Below are 21,187 nucleotides of genomic sequence, written 5' to 3'. Positions count from 1 at the left end.
CTTCCTATTCTTCGCTATCGCCTTCGAGGCGCATGTTGTAGCCGCCGCAGTCTATCGTGCGGCCGTTTTGGATCACTCGTTCGTAGAGGCGCACGCCGTAGATGTGTTCGAGCTCCTGCAGGTTGAGGTTGCTGGTGATTATCGTCGGGCGCATTTCGTTGTAGCGCACGGCGACGAGCTCGTTGATTATGCTTTTGTTGCTCGGGCTTTGCGCCTCGCAGCCTAAGTCGTCGAGGATGAGCATCGGCGCGGCTTCGGCGGCGTAGAGGTTTTGGCGCTCGAGACATACGGAAAAAGCCGAGTACCAGCCGGCGCGCAGCTTCACCGACTCCGGCCATTTGCGCGGCGTGCTCCAATCTTTTTCGATCTGCAGCTGCAGGTCGTGGTAGACGCGCCACGCCGCGGCGAAGGATTTTCCCGCGCCGGTGCCGCCGTAGAGGTAGAGGAAGCCCCGTCCGTTCCAGAGGCGCGCGCCCGTGAGCGCTACAGTGTCGCGCGCAAAACCTACGGTGTCGCGGAAGCGCTTCGGAATCTCCACGGGGATGCTGGCTATCGCGAAGGCTCTGCCCTGCGCCAAAAAGCGCCTGCCGCGGCTGCATTCCCGTGAGAGCAGCGGGCAGGGGACGACTATGCGCTCGCCGAAGGGGGATATCGCAAGGCGCGCGCCCTCGTCGCAGTCGTCGAGGCATTCCACGACGTTCTCCGCCGCCCACTCGCGCGCCTTCATGACGCGGTCGAAGAGCGAGAGGGTCTCAGTCAAGCCCGCGCCGAGCCCGTTCGTATGCCCTTGCATCGATTTCACCGTTCTCCTTGCGGAAGCGGTCAATATCCACTTCGCGGTAAGTCATGTTCATGCCAGCCGCGCCGGCGCCGCAGCTCTGCTTCGGCTGCAGGTAGACCCGCCAGTGTTCGTCGGGGCCGAGGAAGGTCGATGCGTGGAGGATATAGCGCTGTTCTCGGCACTGTTCGCCGCATTCCAGCGCGTAGATTTTGGCCGCGCGGATCAGTTCCTCCGGAGCGGCGGGCGAGGCGCGCTTCTTCCCGGACACGCAGTCCTGCCACGCCCGAAAGGCTTTTTGTTTGGAGCAGCGCGTGTTCGGGTACGCCTTCCAGAAGTCTTCGAACTCCGGAGTGTAACCAGAAGCTTTTTTAACTTTTTTCCCGTCCTCTTTCGCCTCTTTCTCCTCCGGATCACGGGGGACTATAGGGGGTATATCTTTTGGTTTTAGTATATTGGGTTCTGGTAAACGCTGCGCAATATATGCACCCCTATGAGTGCATATATTGCACTCTATATTTTCGTGGGTGCATATATTGCGCTCTATATCCGGCTCTTCCGCTTCTTTTTTTAACTCTTGTTCACGCGCGGCGGGCGCGTCGTGCCCGATGAGTGTGTAGCGCGACGCCTTCCTGCGGCCGCCTTCGTAGACCGGCGTGACTGCGATGTAGCCGCGAGCAGACAGCTCTTTCAGTGCGTATTGGACCTGCCGGCGGCTGATGCTGGCGACGGAGGCTATGGTGTCGATTTTCAGCCGCCACGATCTGTTTTTCGTATCGACATAGGTCGCAAGCAGCGCGTAGATGCCGCGGGCGCAGAACGATATGCCCGTATCGCGCATGACGGCGTTATCAAGAATGCAGAACCAAAAGCCGCCGCGCCCGTCGCTTATGCAGCCGTCTTCCTCGGTGGAAGACACGGTGATATCCTCATCCTGGTCAAGATTTTCATCCGGGCCAACGGGGATTATTTTCGTCTGTTCGGTCACTTTTTCCTTCATATCGCGTCCCTCATTTCTTCATTGTCTCCTCTTTCCATTTTCGCGCGCAGTCGCGCATATCGTATTCTTTGAAGCAGTCGCTTATCTTGTCTTCCGCTATGTCCATTTGCTTGTCGCTTATCCTCAGTTTTTTCTGTATTTCTGGTCGGGTCAGCCCTCCCGCATACAGGGCGAGGATTTGTATTTGCCTCGGACCCAGCTCGATGTGCGCATACATCCTGCCGTCTTCACCGCTCGACGCCGAGTCTCCCATTATCCTGTGTGCGGCGATAGGCTCCATGGTCAGGAGTCCGCCTCCTGCCGCTCAATGTCTTCAACAAGGAATTTCAACTCTCGCAGTGGCTCGGCGAGCGCGTCCACGGAGGCTTTCACCGTTTCGTGCTCATCTTCGCCGAAATCAAAGCAATCCACCAACGTCACCCTCAGTAGCTCCTTGCACCTCTCATACAGCTTTTTCAGTTCGTCGAGCTGCTTCTCGGTCACGATGTAGCTCTTCATATCATCAGCATCCCTGTGCGTTCGACCGCCTCTATGCGACGCTTGGCTATTTGTACATAGTCGCGGTTGAGCTCTATCCCGATGTAATTTCTGTTCTCCTGCGTACAGACGACGCCGGTAGTGCCGCTCCCGAAGAACGGGTCTAAAACGATGCCGTCTATCGGCGCGCCCGCTCTTATGCACGGGCGTATCAACTCCGGCGGGAAGGTCGCGAAGTGCGCCTCTTTGCAGGGCACGGTCGCCACCGTCCAGACGTCGCGCTTGTTGCGCCGCCCGTCGCGAATGTCGTATGCCGTGCCGCTTTTTGTGCGGAAGAACTGTTCCGGATAGGCTGTGTATTTTTTGCCGCCGTATCTCGGAAGAGGTCGCGTACTGCCGGATTGGGAGCATCTTTTTACAGTGGTTTCCTGCGCCGGCTCGCGTATCGCATCAGCATCGAAGTAGTATCTCGGGCTCTTCGAGAAGAGGAAGATGTACTCGTGCGACTTGGTGCAGCGGTCCGTCACGCTTTCCGGCATCGGGTTGGGCTTCGCCCATATGATGTCCTGCCGCAGGTTCCAGCCGTCTTCCTGCAACGCGAACGCCACGCGCCACGGTATGCCCATCAGGTTTTTCGCCGGCCCCGTCGGTGCTATCAGCGTGGACGCCGCACCGACCATGCCTTTGTTCGTGCCCTGCTTATAGTGCGCCGCGTTCTCCGGCGCGCTTGCCGCGCCCTTGCCGCTGCCGAAGTAGGAGTCGCCAAGGTTGAGCCAAAGCGTGCCATCGTCTCGCAATACGCGCCGCACTTCACGGAATATCTCGACTAAGCGCTCCACGTACAGCCGCGGCTCAGGTTCGAGCCCTATCTGCCCCGCGACGCCGTAGTCCCGCAGCCCGTAGTAGGGCGGCGATGTGACTACGCAGTGGAAGGTCTTGGGCAGCATTCCGCGAAGTGTGCTAAACGCATCTCCAATAAAAATCATTTACGTCGTTCTCCTTCCTTTAACAATCTGTCCATTTCCGCTATCGCCCGAAATATCGGATACGCCTGTTGTGGAACTACAGCGTTGCCTAAGGCTTTCAGGCGTTCGACCCGGCGTTTGCCGCCTTTCACCGTGCGCGGGAATTCGTAGGGGTATTGGCCGGCTTGGGCGCGAGGCGCGCCATATGGATCCGTTCCCGCGCAATATACCTGCGTTTCGAGATGCGTGCTCTTCTCGATCGGGCGCCCCGACGTCTTCGCCGTCATGCCGCAGGGAGCCGCGTTCGGGGTGCCCCACATTCCCATGCCCATCGGCGCGGGCCAGCCCCGCCACGGACGCGGCTCGTCGACGTCGAGGTCCGTCCAGCCTTCGGGAAAACCCATGAGCTGCTCTACCCAGGCGGGGTTGAGGACCCCGCCCGAGGCTTCTTCCCGCTTTATCTGCGTCGCGAGCCCGTCTCCGCTGTGGGGGCCCGCTCCGGCTCGGTTGTTGTTTCCACAGGACGTCGGCGTGGCCCACATTGCGCCGAGACCGCGTCCCGCAAACTGTTCGACAGTGGGTTCTTTCGGCGCTTCTCCATAGATTCCAGGCTCGCAGCCCCGTTGTTGTCGCTCTTCACAGGCGTCGGCCATAATTTCACCGCCATGGACAAAGTCACCGAGTGCATCGAGCCGACTTTCACCTGTGTGCTTTTCATTTTGTCCGTCGACACGTCCATAGTCGTAGGCGTCGGCCATACTTTTCCGTATCCCGACGACGAAGAGGCGCTCTCTTCTGTGAGGGGCTCCAAACGCAGAAGCTGGAACGACGAGAGCCCAGACGCGGTAACCCCGCTCCTCCAATCCCATTCGGACGGTATCGAGGGCGAGATTGACTGCTCCACGGACGTTCTCAGCAAGTACAAAACGGGGTCTAATTTCCGTAATAACTCGGAGCATTTCAAACCATAGACCGCTTCGCGCGCCCTCAAGCCCAGCTCTCCGTCCTGCGACAGATAAGTCTTGGCAAGGTCATCGAGGGAAGCCCCCGAAAACAATATCGATTGGTTCGTATTTATTTTCTGTGGCTTCGACATTGGCAACACCTCCTATCTTTGGTATCGCTTTATTGTTTTTATGCCACTCATGATGGCATTTCTGACATAGCCACATCACGTCATACGGTTTGTTGTAATCGCAATGATGTGCTTGGATTCCGCTCCTGCCGTCTTTAAATTTTTGTGTGCAACCACATTTCTCACAAACATCTCTACGTTTTACAAGGCCTTTTTCTATTGCCTCTTCAAGCAGATTTTGAGCGTTGTCGCTTGCTACGCGGCCTCCGCGGAAAAAATGATTTGATTGCCCAAATCTGATTTTAGGGCGGAATCGGCAGCCACGGCGCTTGAGAATATTCCACATTGCTTGCCGGGTTATTCCGTAGCTATTTGCGATTTGTTGTATAGATTCGCCAGCATCGTATCTAAAAATAACATCTTGATATTTATCTTTTATCAATGCAAGCAATACCTCCTTGTTGATCGTTCTTACGTCGCTAATCAACGGTACCGACGGAAACCGCTTGCGCAGTATCGACGCAGGGAACGGTTCTATCTCGCACAGCGCAGCAATTTCTATCCCCGCGGCTTCGGCCGCCAAATCGAGCCCGCCGGTCAAATGCCGGAGAACAATGAAAGTGCTCTCAGCGGCATTTAGACCACCTCCTTCCTGCGCTTCATGTCATATTTCCTATGCATGAACGACACATTCTATTCCAGAGAAGAGCGACAGGGCTTTCATTCCGCCACGTCGCCCAGCTTGGCGAGGAAGTCCTCGCAGCCCCTCTGAAATATATCGATCAGCGGCGCGTCAACTTCTTCGCCGTTGCATTTTATAGAGGCTGTCAGCTTATAATCTTTACAGAGCACGACGAAGCTTTTTATGAGGTCCACCGCTTCCGGCATGAGGTTGGCGCAGGCGACCATATACTTGAACACGTCGAACCTATTTTCGATGCGGCTCGAAAAAATGTAATGCCCATTTCCTGCATAGATCGTCAGATTTTTATTATCCTGAAAGACATGCTCCCTAAACGGCAGAGGGTATTGCTTCTCAAAATCGCGGGTCATCTGTCATCTGCCTCCGGCAGGTTGTATGCCGCGGCGAACTGGTCGAGCGCGTACTGCGCGTTTTCTTCAGACTGGTAGCCGAGCGTTATCGCGGGCTCCGTGTGCGACATGTACATGCGCTTGATGCCCTTTTTGTCCACGAAATAGACTCCCCACGCCGTGCTGTTGACCGTCTCGTATTCGCGGACGAAGAGCGTGCGCCCCTTGTAGACGTACCTTTTCCCTGTGCCTGTGCGTGTGTTTGTTCTTCTCATTTTTCCCTTTCTCCCCCGAAGGCCCGCTGCCGCTGGCCGAGGATGTAGGCGATCACGTCGGATTTATCTATGGTGAGGTCGAAGGCGGCTGCTTTTTTTATCCGCTTCGTTTCTTCGTCGAAGGTGCAGAAGGCGATTCCGCCTTCGTCGCGGCGGCAGAAGGTCCCGACTTCGAATATGCAGCCCATCGACGACAGCCAGTCGCCGAAGACCCACATCTCATCGCAGGCGTGTAGCAGCTCGCCGCAGCAGTCGAGCACTTTGTGCTGGTCGTCTTCGAAGGGGTCGGCGAAGCCGAAGGCGTGTACGGGGCTGACGGGCACGACGTCGGTCATGTCGCGGAATATGGCGCGGCAGATGCCGGTGACGCGCAGGGTGTTTTTCTGGATCTGTTCGGCCGTGTAGGGTTTTTTCCCGCGAAATGGGTGGGCTATATATACTTTTTTCGTCATGAGATGTTGTCCTCCTGTATGGTATAATTCAGTTGTGTTCTTTGGTTTGGGTCCGGCGGAGGAGCGCATCCCCCGCCGGACTCTCTTTTTTTAGCCTTTTGCTGGGCGGTCTGTCGGGCGTCCCTGCACGACGAGCCAGCCGTCGAGCTCTTTTTTCATTTGCTCGTAGAGGTTTTCCTGCGCCGCCTGTAGGTAGCGCGGGAATTTGGGGCAGGAAAGCAGGAAGAGCGGCTGTTCTCCGGCGCTCTTCGGCTGGGATATTTCGACTTCGATCTCCATCCACTGGAACCAGTCGCTGTTTTTGAATATCTCGACGTTCGCGCAGAATGTCTGCGGGATGCGGACGGTCCCTTCGGCGTCTTTCACTTTTACGCAGAAGGTGTAGTTGTTTCTGTTGTCGAAGGTAAAGTCTCCGGTCACGTTGGAGACGTATTTGAAGTTTTTGAACGAGGAGAGCAGGGACTCGAAGTTGTCGATCGTTTTGCCGTCGGCGCGCTTGACGTAGTCGATGAGCTCTTTCAGCGCGAATACGTGCCCGCCGGGAGAGAGGACCGGCTCCCACTCTTCCATTTGGACGGAGTAGGTGTACGGCATTGTGACTGTGTCCTGCTTGCGGCTTATGACGGTGTCGTCCAAGATCGCGGTGAAGCCGGCGTCGTCCGAGAATATGAGCGCCGAGGGCTGTTTGCCTTTGGCTTTCACGAGTTCGCAGAAGCTTTTGACGTCGAGCGCCGTGTACTGGTAGCCCTGGTAGTCGAACAGCGGCAGCGGCTTGGCCGCCACGCCTTCGAGTATCGTGATGGGCTCTTTGTGTCCCTGCGGGACTATGAGTTTTTCGATTTCCATTTTCGTCATCCTTTCTTATTCGTCTGCGTCCGCAGCTCCCGCGAACAGATTCTTTTGCGCAGTCGGCATTTCGACTTCGTCGTAGTTGCCGAGGTCGAGTTTGTCGGCCGTTACCGCGCGCGTCATGAGGTCGCGGCGGCAGCGCGTGACTTTCTTGTCGGTCGCGAAGGTCGGACGGATGCTCGTCTTCATGTCGACCTGAGTCTCGCTGTCTGGGCAGAGTTTGAAGTTCAGCGTGATGGTGATGCTCGCGGACTGCGTAGCGTCTTTCAGCGACGCTACGACTCCGGGGACGAGGCGCGTGAAGGTCCTGTCCAGGTCGGACATGTCTTTCAGCGACAGAGGGATCATTACGTTGTCCATCATGGTTGTTCACCTCCTTTCTTCGGGGATTTGGATAGCCATGAATGTTTTTTCATGCTATACTTTTCTTGTTTTTTCAATTTCATGGCTCTGGGCCCTGGGCGACGCCGACGCTCGGGGCTCTGCTTTTTCCCATCGCTCAGCCTCCGAAGCCGCAGCATGCGGCGTAGAAGGAGAAGAGCGCGTAGAGGCCTTTCGCGGCGACGTGCAGTCCTGAAAAAAGAAGCATCAGTCAGCCTCCTCCCTGCGGCGGTACGCCCCGCGGTCTTTGGCGCGCAGGTATTCGTCCAGACGCCGCAGCTTCTTGCGGTTGCCGCACCAGTCGAAATATACCCATGCGCACCAGCCGGCGACGCCGCCTAAAAGGATGACGGCGATAAAAGATAAAATACATACGATCAATGTCTTGTACATTTCGCTTGCCTCACTGGACCTGTGCGAACGAGCGGCAGCCGACGACGCGGCCGGAGGCATCGCGGACGAGGTCTGCTGTGATGTATACGTCGCCGCGTGTCCCGCGGACGGCGTTCGCGACTATGATGGAGACGATGTAGGCGTGCCCCGGCTCTTTTTCCGGCAGCCCTTCGACGTCGCCGTATTTTTTGATCACCACGGGGACGCCGTTGAGTTCGTAGATTTTCTGTGAGCTTTCCACGCAGCGCGCGGGCGTCTCATCCGGCGGTATGACCAGAATGTCGCCGTCGTCCATGTAGACGCAGATTTCGTGCGGCGTGAGATTGATCAGTTTCTTTTCCATGTTTCAGTTTCAATTCCTTTCTCCGAATAGTTTTTCCGAAAAGACGAACCAGCCGCAGGCTTCCGCGCAGTCGCCCCTCCAGCGCTTCTTTCCGTCCTGTTTGCATTTGCACAGGTTTGAGCCGTAAAACCCGCGGTCGGCGCAGTCCCAGAGCTTGCAGTCGCCGCAGATGAGTTCGCGGTTCATCTGCGCCACGCTTCTCGAAGCGCCTGTACCGCCACCCAGGCAAGCCCCGCGATCCCCGCGAAGAACGCCATGTATACGACTTCGATGTTCGGCGCGACCCACTGCGCAAAAAACGCGCTTTGCGCTATTGCGCCGGGCATTTATGCCCCCTCCTTTTTTATTTGACTGTCGTGGAGCCATTCAATGAGCAGCCAGCCAGGGAAGCGACGACGGTTACCGCATTTTCTATGCGGTAGTTCTCCCCTGTCGCACATAGACCTGACGGTGTCCGGCGAAATTTTGAGCAGCTCCGCCGCTTCCGAGACCGTCAAAATATCCGACGACGTGATACTGAACGGAATGCGTTGCTCCACGTCACGATGAATTGCTATCGGTATAGGCATATTTTTGCCCCTCCTTTCAAAATAAAGGCCCCCGTCCTGCCAGCGACATCTGCAGCACTACGCCATCGCTTCGCGAGCTGTCATCTGTATCTCCAGAAGTGCTTCTTTCAGTTCGGGATCGTTGGCGATGCCGTTGTTGCCGATATCCCTCATGATTTTCTTGATCCCGATCGCCGAGCCCCATGAAGAAATCCTGAGAACGGCATCGGAAAGGCGCTCCGCCTCTTCGAGATGGTTATCCCTCACCCCAGCCCCTACGCTTCCAAGGGCTGGGGTGGAGTAGGGTTTGTGTCGTCGCGTAGAAGTTCATCAACAGAGCAGTTAAGGATTCCTGCCAACCTTAATGCCGTATTTACATCAGGCACCCTCGCACCAGTCTCCCATCTCGTTATTGTTGTTACATCTACTGCCATTTTGGCCGCAAGAACCGAGGCTTTTATCCCTCGATTTTCTCTTATTTCCCTTAATTTCACTTAATCACCCCCTTGCCTTGCCAATAAATATACTGCCTATTTGGCATTATTGCAATAGGTCTAAGGACCCAAAATGCCCTTATGGCATTTTAATGATGCCAGATTGATTACTGTAAATTGTTGCTTTAACAATGCCAAAGAGGCATAATTTAAACATGAATAGCTTTGGAGAGCGGTTGCGAGAAATAAGGGAGAAACAAGGCATAACAAGCAACGAGTTGTGTTCCTTGTTAAATGTTGCCAGCGGAACCGTATCAAGATGGGAAGCGGGGAAAAGAGAGCCTGGAATCGAAACAATTAACAGCCTTGCGACAACTCTTAATACCAGCGTCGCCTACCTGATGGGCGAGACCGACGACCCGCGCCCAATTCTGAGGCTGGACGGAACGATGAAGTTCGACGGTGGCTCGGTCATTGGAAAGGACACGGAGTACCCATCCGTTTATAAAAAACTCCCTGGCGGACTTGTGGGTATCGGCCCCGATATAATTCTCGTACCTCGCGTTTCCGAGCAGTACAGCCCGCACTGCGGCGGCTCTGGCCATACAACCTATCTTGACGACGATGCTGCGGCGGAAGGCTATGAGCCAATAGTATCGTGCCTGCTTGGAGACATCGATGCCGCAAAACCTCCGCGCGCATATAAAGTTGACGGCAGCAGTATGGTGGATTATGGCGTGCCTCCCGACAGCTGGGTGGTCGTCAATCCCGCACAATGGATAACGGCCGGCGCCGTTTGTCTTGTCGAAATCGGCGGCAACCCTGTTATAAAAAAAGTCTATCCCAAGGGCGGAGGCTATGAACTGCACGCTTCCAACGGACAAATGATAAAGGCAGATAAGGAAGACCTTGAATATGAATATGTCCGAATAATCGGCAAAGTCGTAGGCGTGCAGGGCACTGTGGATCATAGGCCTTAAATATTTGTGTCAGCGTATGAAATCGTAAAAGCGGCATTATCTACAATGTCCAGGAGGTACGTAAATGCAAAAAGGACAAAAAACGCTCTTTGAGAACAATGGCAATTGGAAAATAACGCTGAACGTAAAACATATAGAAAGACGAGAAGATCCTGCGCGTTTGGAGTATGTGCCCTGTGCAGTAACAGCAGAGATAAATGAACTTGGCCGTCTGCAATTCTCATGCACTTGCGAAAAGGGCAAAAAACAAGAAATTTGCGATCACGTTCTCCATGCAATTGGCGGTGATGTATATTTGTTACGTGATCAGGAAGATGAGAATCAGCGAAAAGATATTTTCGATGTTTACCAAAAATGTCTATCTACAGATATATATGAAGCTATCTGTGACTACTACGACAAAAGCAAGTCCACAAAAGATACAAATCTTAAGTCAGATATAACGAAACAACACCTATCTCTATCTCATCTTGTAATGTCTTCCGGCATCGTTCTTGGCAGCGGTGAAAAAATAAAAAATTATCTCCGCGTACTTAAGTCACTCCTCAACAAGAATAACAAAAGGTCCTTGCCGCTGCCGCTTTTCTTGCCTGAGCGCAGCGAAGAGTCTGGCTGGTATTACGAACCACGCCCCTGCATGGCGACACCTCTTGGACTTAACGCACAAGAGAGAACAAAACAAGCTAAGAGAGATAACGCCCAAAAACCGATAATTTATAGATATTTAGCTCGGTTCCAATCAAGTAATTTCGCATTTTCTGTAGGTGATGTCTTTTTTACATCGGATAGGCACTATGTACAGGTTCTTAATGTTCAAGAGCGGATTCCGGGAGATGCCACTACACAGATTATAGAGTTTAAAATTAGCAAAGAATCTTCCTCGCATACTCCATCATTTAGCTCTCTTCCTGTGGGGAATTTTATATACTTATTAATTACGGGTAACAAAAATGAAAGACAACATTTTTGAAGGTCTCAACTATATTGAAGTATATGAAAGCGTCTCACGCATACGCAAAGCGCTGGACAAGAAGTATATACCTCTCAAAATAGATAGGGAGAACCAAACAGGAATTTTCAAAGGAAGCGGAAAAACACCATACTATACAACCTTAACATCATGCAATTGTCCTGATTGGATTATAAGTGGAAGTAATGCTAATAAGCCCTGTAAACACATGTACAGACTTGCGCATGAATTAGACTTATGCGATCTTTGCAGTATAATACCGGATTTATCAGATAAAGAGCGATACATTATGGAAGAGGCACGAAAGAGCCTTCTCTTAATTGCAAAGTACTGGGAATTTATTCCAGAGCGTGATTTTTATAAAGAGATAGACAAGATTATTAAATTAAGAAGAGATAAAGGGAAAGAAGAAACGGCTGAACCGGTCGTGTAGTTGAGGCAAGAGGGAGGTACGAGCGTTGGCACAAACGACTGATATAAGGAGCATCGTCAAATGAATATTTTTGACAGCATTAAGCAAAAAGACCCCAACGGGTTAGAATACTGGAACAGTCGCGAACTGGCCAGAGCGTTAGAATATGTCAACTACCGCAATTTTGAGGATGTCATAGAAAAAGCACGAGAGGCATGTACCAACAGCGGACAATCCGCAAAGGATCATTTCGTCGACGTCGACGAAATGATAGAACTCCCTAAAGGAGCGAAAAGACAAATAAAGTCAGTGCTGCTTTCACGGTATGCGTGTTACTTAATCGTCCAAAGCGCGGACCCGAGAAAAGAAGCTGTAGCATTAGGACATACCTACTTTGCTATTCAAACGCGCAGGCAGGAGATAGAAGACGAACGCCGCTTGAAGCTCCGCGCGGAGATAAAGGAACATAATAAAAGTCTCGCGTCTGCAGCTAAACAAGCCGGAGTCATCCAACCGATTGATTATGCGATTTTCCAGAACTGCGGGTATCAGGGGCTGTACGGCGGTTTAAAAAAACAGGATATACATCGCCGCAAAGGACTCAAGAAAAATCAGGATATCCTCGACAACATGGGAAGTGAAGAGCTGGCGGCAAACCTTTTCCGTGCGACGCAGACCGAGGCAAAGTTGCGCCGCGACAACATAGACAATAAAAGCGATGCAAATCAGACACACTATGAAGTCGGTAGTAAGATCAGGAAGATGATTGCTGAGTTCGGCAATGAAATGCCGGAAAATTTGCCATGTCCCAAAGAGAGCATAAAACAGCTGGAATCGCGCAAAAAGAAAGAAGAAAAACGTGCGTTGCGTTCCTCCGACAAAGAAAACGACAAGTAAGGACTATGCCCCTGAGGCTACGGCTATGGATGGGAATGTTGACAGAGAGGGGATACCTTGATGATCACAAAAAAAGGCAACGAATATTACGCCGTAATCTACTACCGCGACGAGTTCAACGTCGCGCGCAAGAAGTGGATCAAGGCCGGCTCGTCGCAAAAAGAGGCTGAACGTCTTGAGCGACAGTTTCGTACGGACTTGGAGCGCGGCGACGTTTCCATACCGAAAAAAATCACTGTGCGCGAATATTTGAATCAGTGGCTTGACGGTATTGTTCGTCCTAACAGGCGCCCATCTACTTATGAAAATTATCGCTACGCGATTCTATCAATCACCGATTTGCTTGGCGATATTTCGCTGAACCGCCTGACACCAATCAATATCCGTAAGTATTTCGACTCCGTCAAGCTGAGGGTAAAACCAACAACGGCACATAATCACTATGCAGTATTAAACGCCGCCTTGGAGGATGCAGTAACGGAATATAAGCTGATTACTCGGAATCCCTGCAAAGCGGTGCCATCTCCGAGAAAAAACAAACCTAAAAGCGGTGCCTACACTCTGGAACAGGCGCAAAGGATACTCGACCTGATGCAAGGCGCTGAAATATATATTTGTATTCTTCTTGGCGCATTGTGCGGACTTCGGCGAGGGGAAATATGCGGGCTGCGCTGGCAGGATGTTGATATAGAAGGAAAGCGGGCATATATCCGCCACAGTCTCGACCGCCTACCTATGAGATATGCCCGCGCAATGCCGCCAGGCTCCGAGCATATACCTCTGTGGGACAGTGTTAAAAACGAGTCCGCCTCTACGGTTCTGGCGCTCGGTCCCACAAAAACAGACGAAAGTGAAAATTCCATCATGCTGCCGGATTTTGTAGTGTGCGAAATGATAGAGATAAAGCAGGAACAGGAATTAAACAAGATTCAGATGGGAGATGCCTATAAAGATTTAGATTTTGTGTGTTCATGGGAGGATGGAACGCCTTTCGATCCTGACTTCGTATATAAGAAATTTCACAAGATTTTGAAAAAATATAATGCCGAATTGGCAGAGAAACGCAGAAAAGCCGAAGGCATAGACGCCGCGGACACACAGAACGATGAAAAAATTCCTGACGACCTGCCGTTGTTGCGTATTCACGACCTACGTCATACAGCCGCCACGATGATGTTACAAGCAAACGTTGATGTTAAAATCGTTTCGCGAACACTGCGCCACTCTCGCAGTTCATTCACACGGGACGTCTATCAACATGTCCTCGAAGATATGCAGGAGCGCCCCGCCACAGTCATGGATACGCTTTTTCAGCACCCAAGACATGCAACAAAAGGATAACGAAAAGCATACAATCAGTTTACATATAATAAAAATATTTCTACCGTATTTTCTACCCTCTTTAGAGAGATTTAATCTTTTTTATCCTAAGTTGCAACACAACAATCCAGTAATAGTAATCATATATCCGTTTAATCCAATCTGTTTTTTATGTTTCTTGCAAATGGCATTCAAGAGGTCAGGGGTTCGAATCCCCTTATCTCCACCATGAAGATTAAGCGCCGGCGCGGTTTTTCGCGCCGGTGTTTTTTATTCTTCCGCATTTTTCTTCGCGGCGCGCTTTTGCCGTTCCGGCGGCGGCTGGTATAATCTTTTTATCAAAGAGCGGAGGCGCGTGAATGGCTTTTTCTGTTCGTGAAGAAGAAATAATTTATCTTAAGAAGAGGGACAAAAGGCTCGCCTGGGCGATCGAAGCGATGGGGGCCCCGCCGGAGCGGGAGAGCGAACCGGATGTATTTGCGGCTCTCGTTCACAGCATCGTCGGGCAGCAGATATCTTCGGCGGCGCAGCGCTCGATACTCGCTCGGCTGGAGAAGGGGCTCGGGGGGATTTCTCCACGGAGCGTGCTCTCGGCGGGGGCCGACGCGCTCCGCGGCTGCGGGCTGTCGCTCAGGAAGGCCGAATATATAACGGAGCTCGCGGAAAGGGCGGCTCGCGGGGAGTTCGGCGACGCACGTTTTTCTTCTATGGACGACGACGCGGTGATCGCAGAGCTCCGCGCTTTGCGCGGCGTCGGCCTCTGGACGGCGGAGATGCTTTTGATTTTCTCGCTCGGGCGGCGCGACGTAGTCAGCTTCGGCGACTTCGGCATACGCCGCGGCATGAGGATGCTCTACCGTCACAAGGAGATAACGAAGGAATTGTTCGCGAAGTACAAAAAGCGCTACTCGCCTTGCGGCACCGCGGCGAGCCTCTTTCTCTGGCAGATAGCCGGAGGCACGATAGCGGAGCTGACGGACCCGGCGAAAAAATAAAAAATTTTCCCGTAAAAAGCGTTCGGGCGCAATGCGCGCTCACTCGCGCACCGGCGCCGCGCTCTCCGTCATCGCGATGAGGTGGGAGCGCACGAAGCCGTAATCGCGCAGCTCGTCGAGGAAGGCGTGCATCGCGTCCTTCGACGAGAAGGCGGCCTCTATCAAAAAGTCGAGCTCCCCGTATATCTCCCAGAAGCGCAGCACGTCCGGGCAGGCGCGCAGAACCGGAATCAAAACGTCGTTCGGCTTCTTCTCATACTTCCTGTCGGTGTTGAATTTGAAATTTATCATAACGTGCAGCGCGCGGCCGAGCGCGTCGCTGTTCACCTCGGCCCTGTAGCCGGTTATAACGCCGGCCTCCTCCATGCGCAGTATGCGCTCGCGCACCGCGGGGCGCGTCATGCCGACGAGGTCGCCGATCTCCTTGTAAGTGCTGCGCCCGTTGCGCGCAAGCTCGATAAGTATTTTTTTGTCCGTCGAGTCAAGGTTATAGATTTTGCACACGCGCACCGCCCCGCTTTCTACGATAATGTTAACCGCAATCCGCGCGACTTTCAATCGGCGGTAAATCAAAAAGTCCGCCTTTGAAATGAAGGAGGCCGGACGAATGGCGGCTTTCGCACCCTCGACAAGCCGCTGCAAAGCGTCCGCTATCGAAAGCTGCGAAAAAAACGCAGGAAAAATCTTTTTTTTGCTTAACAAAGGAAAATCAAAGCGCCCTGTTTTCGTCGGAAAGTTATTTATTTTTTCGCGAAGTTCGCGGAAAATATAAGGAGAAACAGAGGGGGAGTGGAAGCGATGGAAGAAAAGTACAGAAACATCACTCAGGCATGCGACAACAAGAAGTTCTGCACCTGCGTCGATCATACATGCGGATTCAACCCTGCGAACAGCGCGCTGGGATGCACCCCCTGCGTCGCGAAATGCCTCGCGGCAAGCGAAATTCCTTCCTGCTTCTTCCGCAGGCAGGAGCCCGACATGGACAGGAAACAGGATTACACCTTCGAAGGCTTCGCGAATTTCACTCTTAAGCATAAGAAACAGGGTTAGTCGCGGCAAGCCGCGCTAAGAGGCGTCCCGAGCGAGGGGGCGCCTCTTTTATTTTATTTTATGAGCGGCGGGCTCAAAGCTCTCCGGCGTGCTTCACGGTCTCCATCGCGTCTTTAGCGTAGCGGTCCGCGCCGACGCGGCGCGCGAGCTTTTCTGTGAGCACCGCGCCGCCGACTATGACCTTCACGTCCGGGTGCTCGCGGCGAAGGAGCTCTATGGTCTCCTTCATGCTGGCGACCGTTGTCGTCATCAGAGCCGAAAGCCCGACGATTCTCGCGCCGGTCTCCGCCACGGCGTCGGAAACGGCGCGCGCCGGCACGTCCTTGCCCAAGTCCGTCACGTCGAAGTTGTAATTTTCGAGTATGACCTTGACGATATTCTTGCCTATGTCGTGTATGTCGCCGTGGACCGTCGCGAGTATCACTTTTTTGCCCTTCAGCCCGCCCGCGCCGCGCTCTTCCATTTTTTCGCGCAGCACGTCGAAGGCCGCCTTCGCCGCCTCGGCCGATTGTATCAGCTGGGAGATGAATATGTCGCCGCTCTCGTACTCTTTTCCGACCCTGTCGAGCGCCGGGATTATCTCTTTTTCGACGATCTCAAGCGGCTCGCGCGACGAAAGCAGTTCCCTCGCCGCTTTGGCCGCGTCGCTTTTCAATCCGCGGAGTATCGCGCTTTGCACCGCCGGCGCTTCCTCTTCGGCGGGCGTAGGCTCGGCTGGCTTGCCGCCGAATTTCGCGACGTACGAGTCGGCGGCGCCCGCCTGCGCCAAAAGCAGCCGCGCCGCCGCGGCGGTCTCCGTCATGCCGGCGTCGCCCGGGTTCATTATCGGCGCGTCGAGCCCGGCCGCGAGGGCCATCGCGAGCATCGTCCTGTTTATAAGCGGGCGGTTCGGCAAGCCGAAGGAAACGTTGCTGACGCCGAGCGCCGTTTTGACGCCGAGCTCCTTTTTCACTAAAGAGATCGCGCGCAGCGCCTCACGCGCCTGGTCGGGCTGCACGCCGACCGTCATCATCAGACAGTCGATCAGTATGTCGCATCTGCGGATCCCCGCCGCTTCGGCCGCGGCGACTATGCGCTCCGCGATCGCCAGGCGCTCCTCGGCGGTGCGCGGCACCCCCTTTTCGTCGAGAGTCAGTCCGAGCAGCGCGCAGCCGTATTTCTTAGCGATCGGCAGCACCGCCTCGAGCGATTCTTTTTTGCCGTTGACCGAGTTCAGCAGAGGCTTGCCGTTGTATATCCTCGCGGCGCGCGCGAGAGCCCCGGGAAACGAGGAATCGAGCTGCAGCGGCAGAGGAGTCGAAGCCTGTATCCTTGTTATGGCTTCCGCCAGCAGCGCCGGCTCGTCAACGTCCGGCAGCCCGACGTTGACGTCGAGGACGTCGGCTCCCTGCTCCTCTTCGCGCAGCGCCTCGCGCACGACGTAGTCTATGTCGTGCGCGCGCAGCGCAGCTTGAAGGTTTTTTTTGCCGGTCGGGTTTATCCTCTCGCCTATCACGGTCGTTCGGTCAAAGTAGAGCTGCTTCGACGGCGAGCATATGCCGCCGCGCGGCCGGTTTTTTATCTCCGCCGCTTCCATCCCGCTCAATTCCTTTTTCAAAAGCCTTATGTATTCCGGCGTAGTGCCGCAACAGCCGCCGACGAAGCGCACGCCCATGCGCACGAATCCCTTCACGCGTCGCGCGAATTCCTCCGGCGTCACGTCGTAGCGCGCCGCCCCCTCCTCCATCACCGGCAGCCCGGCGTTAGGCTGGACGAGGACCGGCACGGAGGCCGCGCCGACGATTCTCTCCACTACCGGCCCGAGCTGTGCGGGGCCGAGCGAGCAGTTCACGCCGAGCGCGGATACTCCGAGCGCCTCAAGCGTCATCACCATAGACTCGGCGGAGGCGCCGAAGAAGGTTTTGCCGCTTTCCTCGAAGCTCATCGTCGCAAACACCGGCAGCCTGGAATTCTCTTTCGCCGCGATAAGCGCGGCCTTCAGCTCGTAAAGGTCGGTGAAGGTCTCGAAGAGTATGAAGTCGGCGCCCGCCGCGTCTCCGGCGCGGACGATCTCGGCGAAGACTCCCACCGCCTCTTCGAATCCCAGATCGCCGGCCGGCGAAAGCACGCGCCCGCAGGGGCCTATGTCGAGCGCCGCATACTTTCCGCCGCGCCCGCCTATCGCGCGCTTCGCTATTTTCACCGCGGATTCGACCATGACGGAGACTTCCATGCCGGCCTTCTCGGCTTTGAAGCGGTTCGCGCCGAAGCTGTTCGCGAGTATCACGTCGGCTCCGGCGTCCAGATATTCGCGGTGGATATCCTCTATCGCGCGAGGCGCGGCGGCGTTGAGCGTCTCCGGCACGACGCCGCGGCCGAGCCCGCGCTTCTGCAGCATCGTGCCCATCGCACCGTCGAATATCAGTATCTTGCCCAGTTCCATCGCGCCGCTATCCGCGCTTCACGCGCAGCGAGTAGAGCACTCCGCGGATGTTTTCGCAGATGCGCTTCGCTATCTCCGGAAGATTCATAGTGTAGAGGTGTATCCCGTCGACGCCCTCGGCTAGCAGGTCGATTATCTGGTTCGTAGCGTAGGCTATGCCCGCCTCGCGCATCGCCATGCTGTTGTGTCCGTAGGCGCGGACTATCTTCTGCACGGCAGGAGGCATCGAAGCGCCGCACATCGTCACCATGCGGCTTATCTGCGACGGCGAGGTCACAGGCATTATGCCGGCCTCTATCGGCGCGCTTATGCCGAGCTTCCTCACGCTGTCGCGGAATTTATAAAAGTAGGCGTTGTCGAAGAAGAGCTGGCTGATCAGCACGTCGACGCCGAAACGGCACTTATCACTCAAATGCGCCAAGTCCTCCTCCATCGAATAGGCCTCTATGTGCTTCTCCGGATAGCAGGCGGCGAAGATGTTGAATTTATAATTTTCGTTTATGAATCTGATAAGGTCGCTCGCGTGGGCGAAATCCTTAGTTCCCTCTCCGTCGATGTCGCCGCGCATCGCCAAGATGTTCTTTATCCCCATATCGCGCAGCCTGCCGAGAGTCGCGCGCATTTCTTCGCGCGTGCTGCCTATGCAGGTGAGGTGCGCGAGCGCCGGTATCGCGTAGTCGTTCTGTATCCGAGACGCTATCTCCGCGGTGTTCTCACGGCTCGTGCCGCCGGCGCCGTAGGTCACGCTTATAAGGTCCGGATCGAGGCTCGCGAGAGCGTCGACCGTGTCGAATATCTTCGAGAGGTCCCCCTTGCCCTTCGGCGGGAAAATTTCAAATGAAAGGGTGGGCTTGTCAAGCTTGAAAAAATTTTTCATAATAATCGACCCCTCTGCTGAGAAAAACTTAATGCAAATGAGACGCTTCTGCCGTTTTTTAAAGCGCGGCGGCTACGGCCTTTTCTATTATCCGAGCGGCGCCCTCCTCCGTGTTCGGCGGGGCTATGACGTCCGCGACGGCCTTGACCCCGTCCTTTGAGTTGCCCATAGCGACGCCTATGCCGGCCCATTTTATCATTTCGACGTCGTTTCCGCTGTCGCCTATCGCGATAGTCTCTTCGCGTGGGATGCCGTAGTAATCGCAGACCCGCGCTAAGGCCTTAGCCTTGTTCACCGCGGGGTGGACTATCTCGACGAAGGAGCCCCACGACGTAGCCTGATATATCCTTTCGCCGAACGCGCCGCGGACCTCTTCGCATATCTTCCGGAACTCCGCGCCGTCGAAGGATATGCCGAGCAGCTTCGAGGAGTCGAGGCCGCTCTCCCAGAACTTTTCGCCGTAGGCGACGGCCTTCTGCCCGCATATGTTTTCGTAATATCGGCATCGTTCGTCGCCGTCGTCTACGACGATGAGCCTGTCGTCCGAATAGACCTGAACGTACCAGCCGTGTTTCCTGAAAAAGTTCAGTATCTCGGCGGTCAGCCCCTCGCCGAGGCGCCTTTCGTAGATCGTGCGCCCGTCCGCCGTGTCCCGTATCAGGGCGCCGTTGTAAAAGATCGACGCGCTCTTTATGCCGGCTTCGCGCAGATGTATCATCGCCGAAGGGTACATTCGCCCCGTCGCCGCTACTATTTTGATGCCGCACAGTTGGGCGGCGCGGAAGGCCTCCTTGATTCGCGCCGTGAGGCGCCCTTCGCCGTCCAGCATCGTGCCGTCCATGTCGAGAGCTATCAGCCTGGCTTTTACCATACCGCCCACACCGCCATCGAAATAATTTCCGCGGCGACCGCCGCGGCGCCCATCACGTCGCCGTTCACGCCGCCGAGGCGCCCGTTCATCCAGCGCGCGAACGCAAATCCGGAAAGAGCCGAGAGCGCCGCGCAGAGCGCGAAGTGAAATATCGAAAAGATAAGGAAGGGGACGAGGCAGAGCGCCGAAGTGAAGAGGTCGTAGGGCGAAAAGGTATCGACCCAGCCCTTTCCCATGCCGGCTTCCCACGGATATTCGCCGAGGAACGCGGCGCAGTCCTCGGCAAAGCGCGCCGCCGCCGCCGACGTCACGCAGGCCGCGAAGCGCGCCTCGGGCGCGACGGAGGAAAGGAGCGACGTCCACAGCCCGAACGCTATCACGAGCGAGGCGCCGCCGAAGGAGCCGAGCCTGCTGTCCTTCATCACCTCGCGCAGCGCGTTCCCGCTGCGCCCGGAGCCTATGCCGTCCCAAAGGTCGCCCCAGCCGTCTAAGTGCAGGCACCAGCCGGCGAGGAAATATACGGCCGCGGCCGCCCACGCGGAAGCGAGTGTCCCCGCGCCGAGATAAAAGGCCGCGGTAACGACGAACCCGTTTATGATTCCCATCAGGCCGCCGGCGAGCGGCGCGAAAGCCAGAGCCCTGTTGCCGGCAGGCGCCTTCCGCGGCCACCACCCCTTCGGCAGCGGTATCCGCGAAAGGAGCGTCCACACGACTACGAAGCGCGCGGCGAAGTCGAGCTTGAAGCCCTTGTCGCGAATCTCCGCGTTCAGCGTATCGGAAAATTCTTTGAATTTTTCACGGCAGCCGTCCATGATTCTCATCCTCCTCCGGCAGAGATGAGCCGCCCTTCAGCCACAGAGGGCAGCCGGCGACGACGAGGGCGGCGTTCTTCGCGTATCCGGCGCAAAGCTGGTTCATGCGCCCCTGAAGGTCGCGGAAGCGCCGCCCCATCAGATAGGGGGGCACTAGTCCGAAGCCGACCTCGTTGCTTACGATGACGAGGCTCGAACCCTCCGAAACGCTTTCACATAGCGCGCGTACGAGCGCCGCTATCTCCGCTTCGCGCTCGAACCACGCGCCTTCGTCCTTCCCCTCGGCTTCGGGATACGCCAGGAAGAGGCGCGTCAGCCACATCGTGAGGCAGTCGAGGAGCATCAGTCCGCGCGTTTCGGCGGCGGCCCGGGGCAGTTCGCGCGGGTCTCCCTCCCACAGTCCCCACTCCTTAGGCCTGCGGCTCCTGTGCATCTCGATGCGCTTTTTCATCTCTTCGTCCCTGCAGTCGGCGGTGGCGAAGTAAGTCACCCTGCCCTGATACGCAAGGGCTATCTTTTCCGCGAACGCGCTCTTGCCGCTTCTTGCGCCGCCAAGTATGAGAGTTATATCCTTCATCG

At 55.3% G+C, this 21,187-nt stretch carries 32 protein-coding genes and 1 pseudogene; 7 read left to right on the top strand and 26 right to left on the bottom strand.

Annotated features, from left to right (window positions below; translation table 11 throughout):
* Window positions 1–4 precede the first annotated feature (4 nt).
* The 20 genes and pseudogenes from EH55_RS02845 to EH55_RS13750 form a co-directional block, all read right to left on the bottom strand.
* Window positions 5–802, bottom strand: a complete 798-nt coding sequence (locus EH55_RS02845; protein WP_141730477.1) for a P-loop NTPase family protein — start codon at window positions 800–802, stop codon at window positions 5–7.
* Complete coding sequence (locus EH55_RS02840) at window positions 753–1,778, bottom strand: helix-turn-helix domain-containing protein (RefSeq protein WP_037974541.1); 1,026 nt, start codon at window positions 1,776–1,778, stop codon at window positions 753–755. The genes EH55_RS02845 and EH55_RS02840 overlap by 50 nt, the downstream gene beginning before the upstream one ends.
* A 10-nt stretch (window positions 1,779–1,788) precedes the next feature.
* Window positions 1,789–2,058 carry a helix-turn-helix domain-containing protein gene (locus tag EH55_RS02835; protein WP_037974539.1) on the bottom strand — a complete coding sequence of 90 codons (270 nt, stop codon included), beginning with the start codon at window positions 2,056–2,058 and terminating at the stop codon, window positions 1,789–1,791.
* A 2-nt stretch (window positions 2,059–2,060) separates the two neighbouring features.
* Window positions 2,061–2,276, bottom strand: a complete 216-nt coding sequence (locus EH55_RS02830) for a hypothetical protein (RefSeq protein ID WP_037974537.1) — start codon at window positions 2,274–2,276, stop codon at window positions 2,061–2,063.
* Entirely contained in the window at window positions 2,273–3,241 is a 969-nt protein-coding gene (locus EH55_RS02825) for a DNA-methyltransferase (RefSeq protein WP_037974535.1), read from the bottom strand. Before EH55_RS02825 ends, EH55_RS02830 begins: the two co-directional genes overlap by 4 nt.
* Entirely contained in the window at window positions 3,238–3,873 is a 636-nt protein-coding gene (locus EH55_RS14650) for a hypothetical protein (protein ID WP_141730476.1), read from the bottom strand. Before EH55_RS14650 ends, EH55_RS02825 begins: the two co-directional genes overlap by 4 nt.
* Before the next feature lie 159 nt (window positions 3,874–4,032).
* Window positions 4,033–4,191: pseudogene (locus tag EH55_RS14830) on the bottom strand (DNA cytosine methyltransferase); the annotation flags it as partial.
* 60 nt (window positions 4,192–4,251) lie between these two features.
* On the bottom strand, window positions 4,252–4,878 hold the full coding sequence (locus tag EH55_RS13295) for a helix-turn-helix domain-containing protein (protein WP_051682578.1): 627 nt from the start codon (window positions 4,876–4,878) through the stop codon (window positions 4,252–4,254).
* Between the two features lie 137 nt (window positions 4,879–5,015).
* A complete protein-coding gene (locus EH55_RS02815) occupies window positions 5,016–5,348 on the bottom strand; it encodes a hypothetical protein (RefSeq protein ID WP_037974533.1) in 333 nt (110 codons plus the stop codon).
* The gene (locus tag EH55_RS02810) at window positions 5,345–5,602 is read right to left on the bottom strand and encodes a hypothetical protein (protein WP_037974531.1); all 258 of its coding nucleotides are present in this window, start codon (window positions 5,600–5,602) and stop codon (window positions 5,345–5,347) included. The genes EH55_RS02815 and EH55_RS02810 overlap by 4 nt, the downstream gene beginning before the upstream one ends.
* Complete coding sequence (locus tag EH55_RS02805; protein ID WP_051682577.1) at window positions 5,599–6,054, bottom strand: DUF7768 domain-containing protein; 456 nt, start codon at window positions 6,052–6,054, stop codon at window positions 5,599–5,601. Before EH55_RS02805 ends, EH55_RS02810 begins: the two co-directional genes overlap by 4 nt.
* Before the next feature lie 90 nt (window positions 6,055–6,144).
* Window positions 6,145–6,900, bottom strand: a complete 756-nt coding sequence (locus EH55_RS02800; RefSeq protein WP_070110048.1) for a hypothetical protein — start codon at window positions 6,898–6,900, stop codon at window positions 6,145–6,147.
* Window positions 6,901–6,915: 15 nt separating this feature from the next.
* Window positions 6,916–7,266 (bottom strand): hypothetical protein, encoded by a 351-nt coding sequence (locus tag EH55_RS02795; RefSeq protein WP_037974527.1) that lies wholly within the window; start codon window positions 7,264–7,266, stop codon window positions 6,916–6,918.
* 225 nt (window positions 7,267–7,491) lie between these two features.
* The gene (locus EH55_RS02790; protein ID WP_037974525.1) at window positions 7,492–7,677 is read right to left on the bottom strand and encodes a hypothetical protein; all 186 of its coding nucleotides are present in this window, start codon (window positions 7,675–7,677) and stop codon (window positions 7,492–7,494) included.
* A gap of 10 nt (window positions 7,678–7,687) precedes the next feature.
* Window positions 7,688–8,020 (bottom strand): hypothetical protein, encoded by a 333-nt coding sequence (locus tag EH55_RS02785; RefSeq protein WP_037974524.1) that lies wholly within the window; start codon window positions 8,018–8,020, stop codon window positions 7,688–7,690.
* A 9-nt stretch (window positions 8,021–8,029) separates the two neighbouring features.
* A complete protein-coding gene (locus EH55_RS14080) occupies window positions 8,030–8,215 on the bottom strand; it encodes a hypothetical protein (RefSeq protein ID WP_141730475.1) in 186 nt (61 codons plus the stop codon).
* Entirely contained in the window at window positions 8,203–8,346 is a 144-nt protein-coding gene (locus EH55_RS14370; RefSeq protein WP_160170719.1) for a hypothetical protein, read from the bottom strand. Before EH55_RS14370 ends, EH55_RS14080 begins: the two co-directional genes overlap by 13 nt.
* Complete coding sequence (locus tag EH55_RS02780) at window positions 8,347–8,589, bottom strand: helix-turn-helix domain-containing protein (RefSeq protein ID WP_037974522.1); 243 nt, start codon at window positions 8,587–8,589, stop codon at window positions 8,347–8,349.
* Between the two features lie 57 nt (window positions 8,590–8,646).
* Window positions 8,647–8,835: a hypothetical protein gene (locus tag EH55_RS02775; RefSeq protein WP_037974520.1), complete on the bottom strand. Its 189-nt coding sequence runs from the start codon at window positions 8,833–8,835 to the stop codon at window positions 8,647–8,649.
* Window positions 8,836–8,843: 8 nt separating this feature from the next.
* Window positions 8,844–9,062, bottom strand: a complete 219-nt coding sequence (locus tag EH55_RS13750) for a helix-turn-helix domain-containing protein (RefSeq protein ID WP_037974517.1) — start codon at window positions 9,060–9,062, stop codon at window positions 8,844–8,846.
* A gap of 155 nt (window positions 9,063–9,217) precedes the next feature.
* Between EH55_RS13750 and EH55_RS13290 the strand changes: the two genes are divergently transcribed.
* The 6 genes from EH55_RS13290 (at window position 9,218) to EH55_RS02745 (ending at window position 14,576) form a co-directional block, all read left to right on the top strand.
* Window positions 9,218–9,982, top strand: a complete 765-nt coding sequence (locus tag EH55_RS13290) for a helix-turn-helix domain-containing protein (protein ID WP_051682576.1) — start codon at window positions 9,218–9,220, stop codon at window positions 9,980–9,982.
* Window positions 9,983–10,046: 64 nt separating this feature from the next.
* Window positions 10,047–10,952, top strand: coding sequence for a hypothetical protein (locus EH55_RS02760; RefSeq protein WP_037974516.1), 906 nt, complete (start codon window positions 10,047–10,049; stop codon window positions 10,950–10,952).
* A complete protein-coding gene (locus EH55_RS14075; protein WP_141730474.1) occupies window positions 10,933–11,385 on the top strand; it encodes a hypothetical protein in 453 nt (150 codons plus the stop codon). The genes EH55_RS02760 and EH55_RS14075 overlap by 20 nt, the downstream gene beginning before the upstream one ends.
* Window positions 11,386–11,445: 60 nt before the next feature.
* Window positions 11,446–12,261 carry a DNA damage-inducible protein D gene (gene dinD / locus EH55_RS02755; protein ID WP_037974515.1) on the top strand — a complete coding sequence of 272 codons (816 nt, stop codon included), beginning with the start codon at window positions 11,446–11,448 and terminating at the stop codon, window positions 12,259–12,261.
* A gap of 60 nt (window positions 12,262–12,321) precedes the next feature.
* Window positions 12,322–13,602, top strand: a complete 1,281-nt coding sequence (locus EH55_RS02750; RefSeq protein ID WP_037974514.1) for a tyrosine-type recombinase/integrase — start codon at window positions 12,322–12,324, stop codon at window positions 13,600–13,602.
* A 338-nt stretch (window positions 13,603–13,940) separates the two neighbouring features.
* The gene (locus tag EH55_RS02745; protein WP_037974513.1) at window positions 13,941–14,576 is read left to right on the top strand and encodes a DNA-3-methyladenine glycosylase family protein; all 636 of its coding nucleotides are present in this window, start codon (window positions 13,941–13,943) and stop codon (window positions 14,574–14,576) included.
* A gap of 39 nt (window positions 14,577–14,615) precedes the next feature.
* Here the strand turns inward: EH55_RS02745 and EH55_RS14640 are convergent, their stop codons facing one another.
* The gene (locus EH55_RS14640) at window positions 14,616–15,080 is read right to left on the bottom strand and encodes an Lrp/AsnC family transcriptional regulator (RefSeq protein ID WP_141730629.1); all 465 of its coding nucleotides are present in this window, start codon (window positions 15,078–15,080) and stop codon (window positions 14,616–14,618) included.
* A gap of 294 nt (window positions 15,081–15,374) precedes the next feature.
* On the opposite strand from EH55_RS14640, the gene EH55_RS02735 reads away from it, so the two are divergent.
* The gene (locus EH55_RS02735) at window positions 15,375–15,626 is read left to right on the top strand and encodes a DUF6485 family protein (protein ID WP_051682575.1); all 252 of its coding nucleotides are present in this window, start codon (window positions 15,375–15,377) and stop codon (window positions 15,624–15,626) included.
* Between the two features lie 73 nt (window positions 15,627–15,699).
* Here the strand turns inward: EH55_RS02735 and EH55_RS02730 are convergent, their stop codons facing one another.
* Genes EH55_RS02730 through cobU form a run of 5 tightly spaced genes read right to left on the bottom strand, consistent with a single transcriptional unit; the run spans window position 15,700 to window position 21,185 of the window.
* A complete protein-coding gene (locus tag EH55_RS02730) occupies window positions 15,700–18,048 on the bottom strand; it encodes a homocysteine S-methyltransferase family protein (RefSeq protein WP_037974511.1) in 2,349 nt (782 codons plus the stop codon).
* A gap of 7 nt (window positions 18,049–18,055) precedes the next feature.
* A complete protein-coding gene (gene metF / locus EH55_RS02725) occupies window positions 18,056–18,925 on the bottom strand; it encodes a methylenetetrahydrofolate reductase [NAD(P)H] (RefSeq protein ID WP_037974510.1) in 870 nt (289 codons plus the stop codon).
* Window positions 18,926–18,983: 58 nt separating this feature from the next.
* Window positions 18,984–19,796 carry a Cof-type HAD-IIB family hydrolase gene (locus EH55_RS02720; protein ID WP_037974509.1) on the bottom strand — a complete coding sequence of 271 codons (813 nt, stop codon included), beginning with the start codon at window positions 19,794–19,796 and terminating at the stop codon, window positions 18,984–18,986.
* Window positions 19,790–20,608: an adenosylcobinamide-GDP ribazoletransferase gene (locus tag EH55_RS13285; RefSeq protein WP_051682574.1), complete on the bottom strand. Its 819-nt coding sequence runs from the start codon at window positions 20,606–20,608 to the stop codon at window positions 19,790–19,792. Before EH55_RS13285 ends, EH55_RS02720 begins: the two co-directional genes overlap by 7 nt.
* Window positions 20,592–21,185, bottom strand: coding sequence for a bifunctional adenosylcobinamide kinase/adenosylcobinamide-phosphate guanylyltransferase (gene cobU, locus EH55_RS02710; protein WP_037974508.1), 594 nt, complete (start codon window positions 21,183–21,185; stop codon window positions 20,592–20,594). Before cobU ends, EH55_RS13285 begins: the two co-directional genes overlap by 17 nt.
* Between the last annotated feature and the right edge of the window lie 2 nt (window positions 21,186–21,187).

The sequence above is a fragment of the Synergistes jonesii genome (assembly GCF_000712295.1).
In the GTDB taxonomy this organism is placed as follows: domain Bacteria; phylum Synergistota; class Synergistia; order Synergistales; family Synergistaceae; genus Synergistes; species Synergistes jonesii.
This window is presented reverse-complemented; position numbering and strand designations above follow the sequence as displayed.

Excerpts from the sequence above, each read along its gene's own strand:
- EH55_RS02810 (WP_037974531.1), bottom strand. The coding sequence starts at position 5,602 with ATGAGAAGAACAAACACACGCACAGGCACAGGGAAAAGGTACGTCTAC.
- EH55_RS02830 (WP_037974537.1), bottom strand. The coding sequence starts at position 2,276 with ATGAAGAGCTACATCGTGACCGAGAAGCAGCTCGACGAACTGAAAAAG.
- metF (WP_037974510.1), bottom strand. The coding sequence starts at position 18,925 with ATGAAAAATTTTTTCAAGCTTGACAAGCCCACCCTTTCATTTGAAATT.
- EH55_RS02780 (WP_037974522.1), bottom strand. The coding sequence starts at position 8,589 with ATGCCTATACCGATAGCAATTCATCGTGACGTGGAGCAACGCATTCCG.
- EH55_RS02840 (WP_037974541.1), bottom strand. The coding sequence starts at position 1,778 with ATGAAGGAAAAAGTGACCGAACAGACGAAAATAATCCCCGTTGGCCCG.
- EH55_RS14075 (WP_141730474.1), top strand. The coding sequence starts at position 10,933 with ATGAAAGACAACATTTTTGAAGGTCTCAACTATATTGAAGTATATGAA.
- EH55_RS02750 (WP_037974514.1), top strand. The coding sequence starts at position 12,322 with ATGATCACAAAAAAAGGCAACGAATATTACGCCGTAATCTACTACCGC.
- EH55_RS02825 (WP_037974535.1), bottom strand. The coding sequence starts at position 3,241 with ATGATTTTTATTGGAGATGCGTTTAGCACACTTCGCGGAATGCTGCCC.
- EH55_RS02760 (WP_037974516.1), top strand. The coding sequence starts at position 10,047 with ATGCAAAAAGGACAAAAAACGCTCTTTGAGAACAATGGCAATTGGAAA.
- EH55_RS13290 (WP_051682576.1), top strand. The coding sequence starts at position 9,218 with ATGAATAGCTTTGGAGAGCGGTTGCGAGAAATAAGGGAGAAACAAGGC.
- EH55_RS14370 (WP_160170719.1), bottom strand. The coding sequence starts at position 8,346 with ATGCCCGGCGCAATAGCGCAAAGCGCGTTTTTTGCGCAGTGGGTCGCG.
- EH55_RS13285 (WP_051682574.1), bottom strand. The coding sequence starts at position 20,608 with ATGGACGGCTGCCGTGAAAAATTCAAAGAATTTTCCGATACGCTGAAC.
- EH55_RS02800 (WP_070110048.1), bottom strand. The coding sequence starts at position 6,900 with ATGGAAATCGAAAAACTCATAGTCCCGCAGGGACACAAAGAGCCCATC.
- EH55_RS14650 (WP_141730476.1), bottom strand. The coding sequence starts at position 3,873 with ATGGCCGACGCCTGTGAAGAGCGACAACAACGGGGCTGCGAGCCTGGA.
- EH55_RS02815 (WP_037974533.1), bottom strand. The coding sequence starts at position 5,348 with ATGACCCGCGATTTTGAGAAGCAATACCCTCTGCCGTTTAGGGAGCAT.
- EH55_RS02785 (WP_037974524.1), bottom strand. The coding sequence starts at position 8,020 with ATGGAAAAGAAACTGATCAATCTCACGCCGCACGAAATCTGCGTCTAC.
- EH55_RS02720 (WP_037974509.1), bottom strand. The coding sequence starts at position 19,796 with ATGGTAAAAGCCAGGCTGATAGCTCTCGACATGGACGGCACGATGCTG.
- EH55_RS02790 (WP_037974525.1), bottom strand. The coding sequence starts at position 7,677 with ATGTACAAGACATTGATCGTATGTATTTTATCTTTTATCGCCGTCATC.
- EH55_RS02835 (WP_037974539.1), bottom strand. The coding sequence starts at position 2,058 with ATGGAGCCTATCGCCGCACACAGGATAATGGGAGACTCGGCGTCGAGC.
- EH55_RS02745 (WP_037974513.1), top strand. The coding sequence starts at position 13,941 with ATGGCTTTTTCTGTTCGTGAAGAAGAAATAATTTATCTTAAGAAGAGG.
- dinD (WP_037974515.1), top strand. The coding sequence starts at position 11,446 with ATGAATATTTTTGACAGCATTAAGCAAAAAGACCCCAACGGGTTAGAA.
- EH55_RS02795 (WP_037974527.1), bottom strand. The coding sequence starts at position 7,266 with ATGATGGACAACGTAATGATCCCTCTGTCGCTGAAAGACATGTCCGAC.
- EH55_RS02805 (WP_051682577.1), bottom strand. The coding sequence starts at position 6,054 with ATGACGAAAAAAGTATATATAGCCCACCCATTTCGCGGGAAAAAACCC.
- cobU (WP_037974508.1), bottom strand. The coding sequence starts at position 21,185 with ATGAAGGATATAACTCTCATACTTGGCGGCGCAAGAAGCGGCAAGAGC.
- EH55_RS02735 (WP_051682575.1), top strand. The coding sequence starts at position 15,375 with ATGGAAGAAAAGTACAGAAACATCACTCAGGCATGCGACAACAAGAAG.
- EH55_RS02730 (WP_037974511.1), bottom strand. The coding sequence starts at position 18,048 with ATGGAACTGGGCAAGATACTGATATTCGACGGTGCGATGGGCACGATG.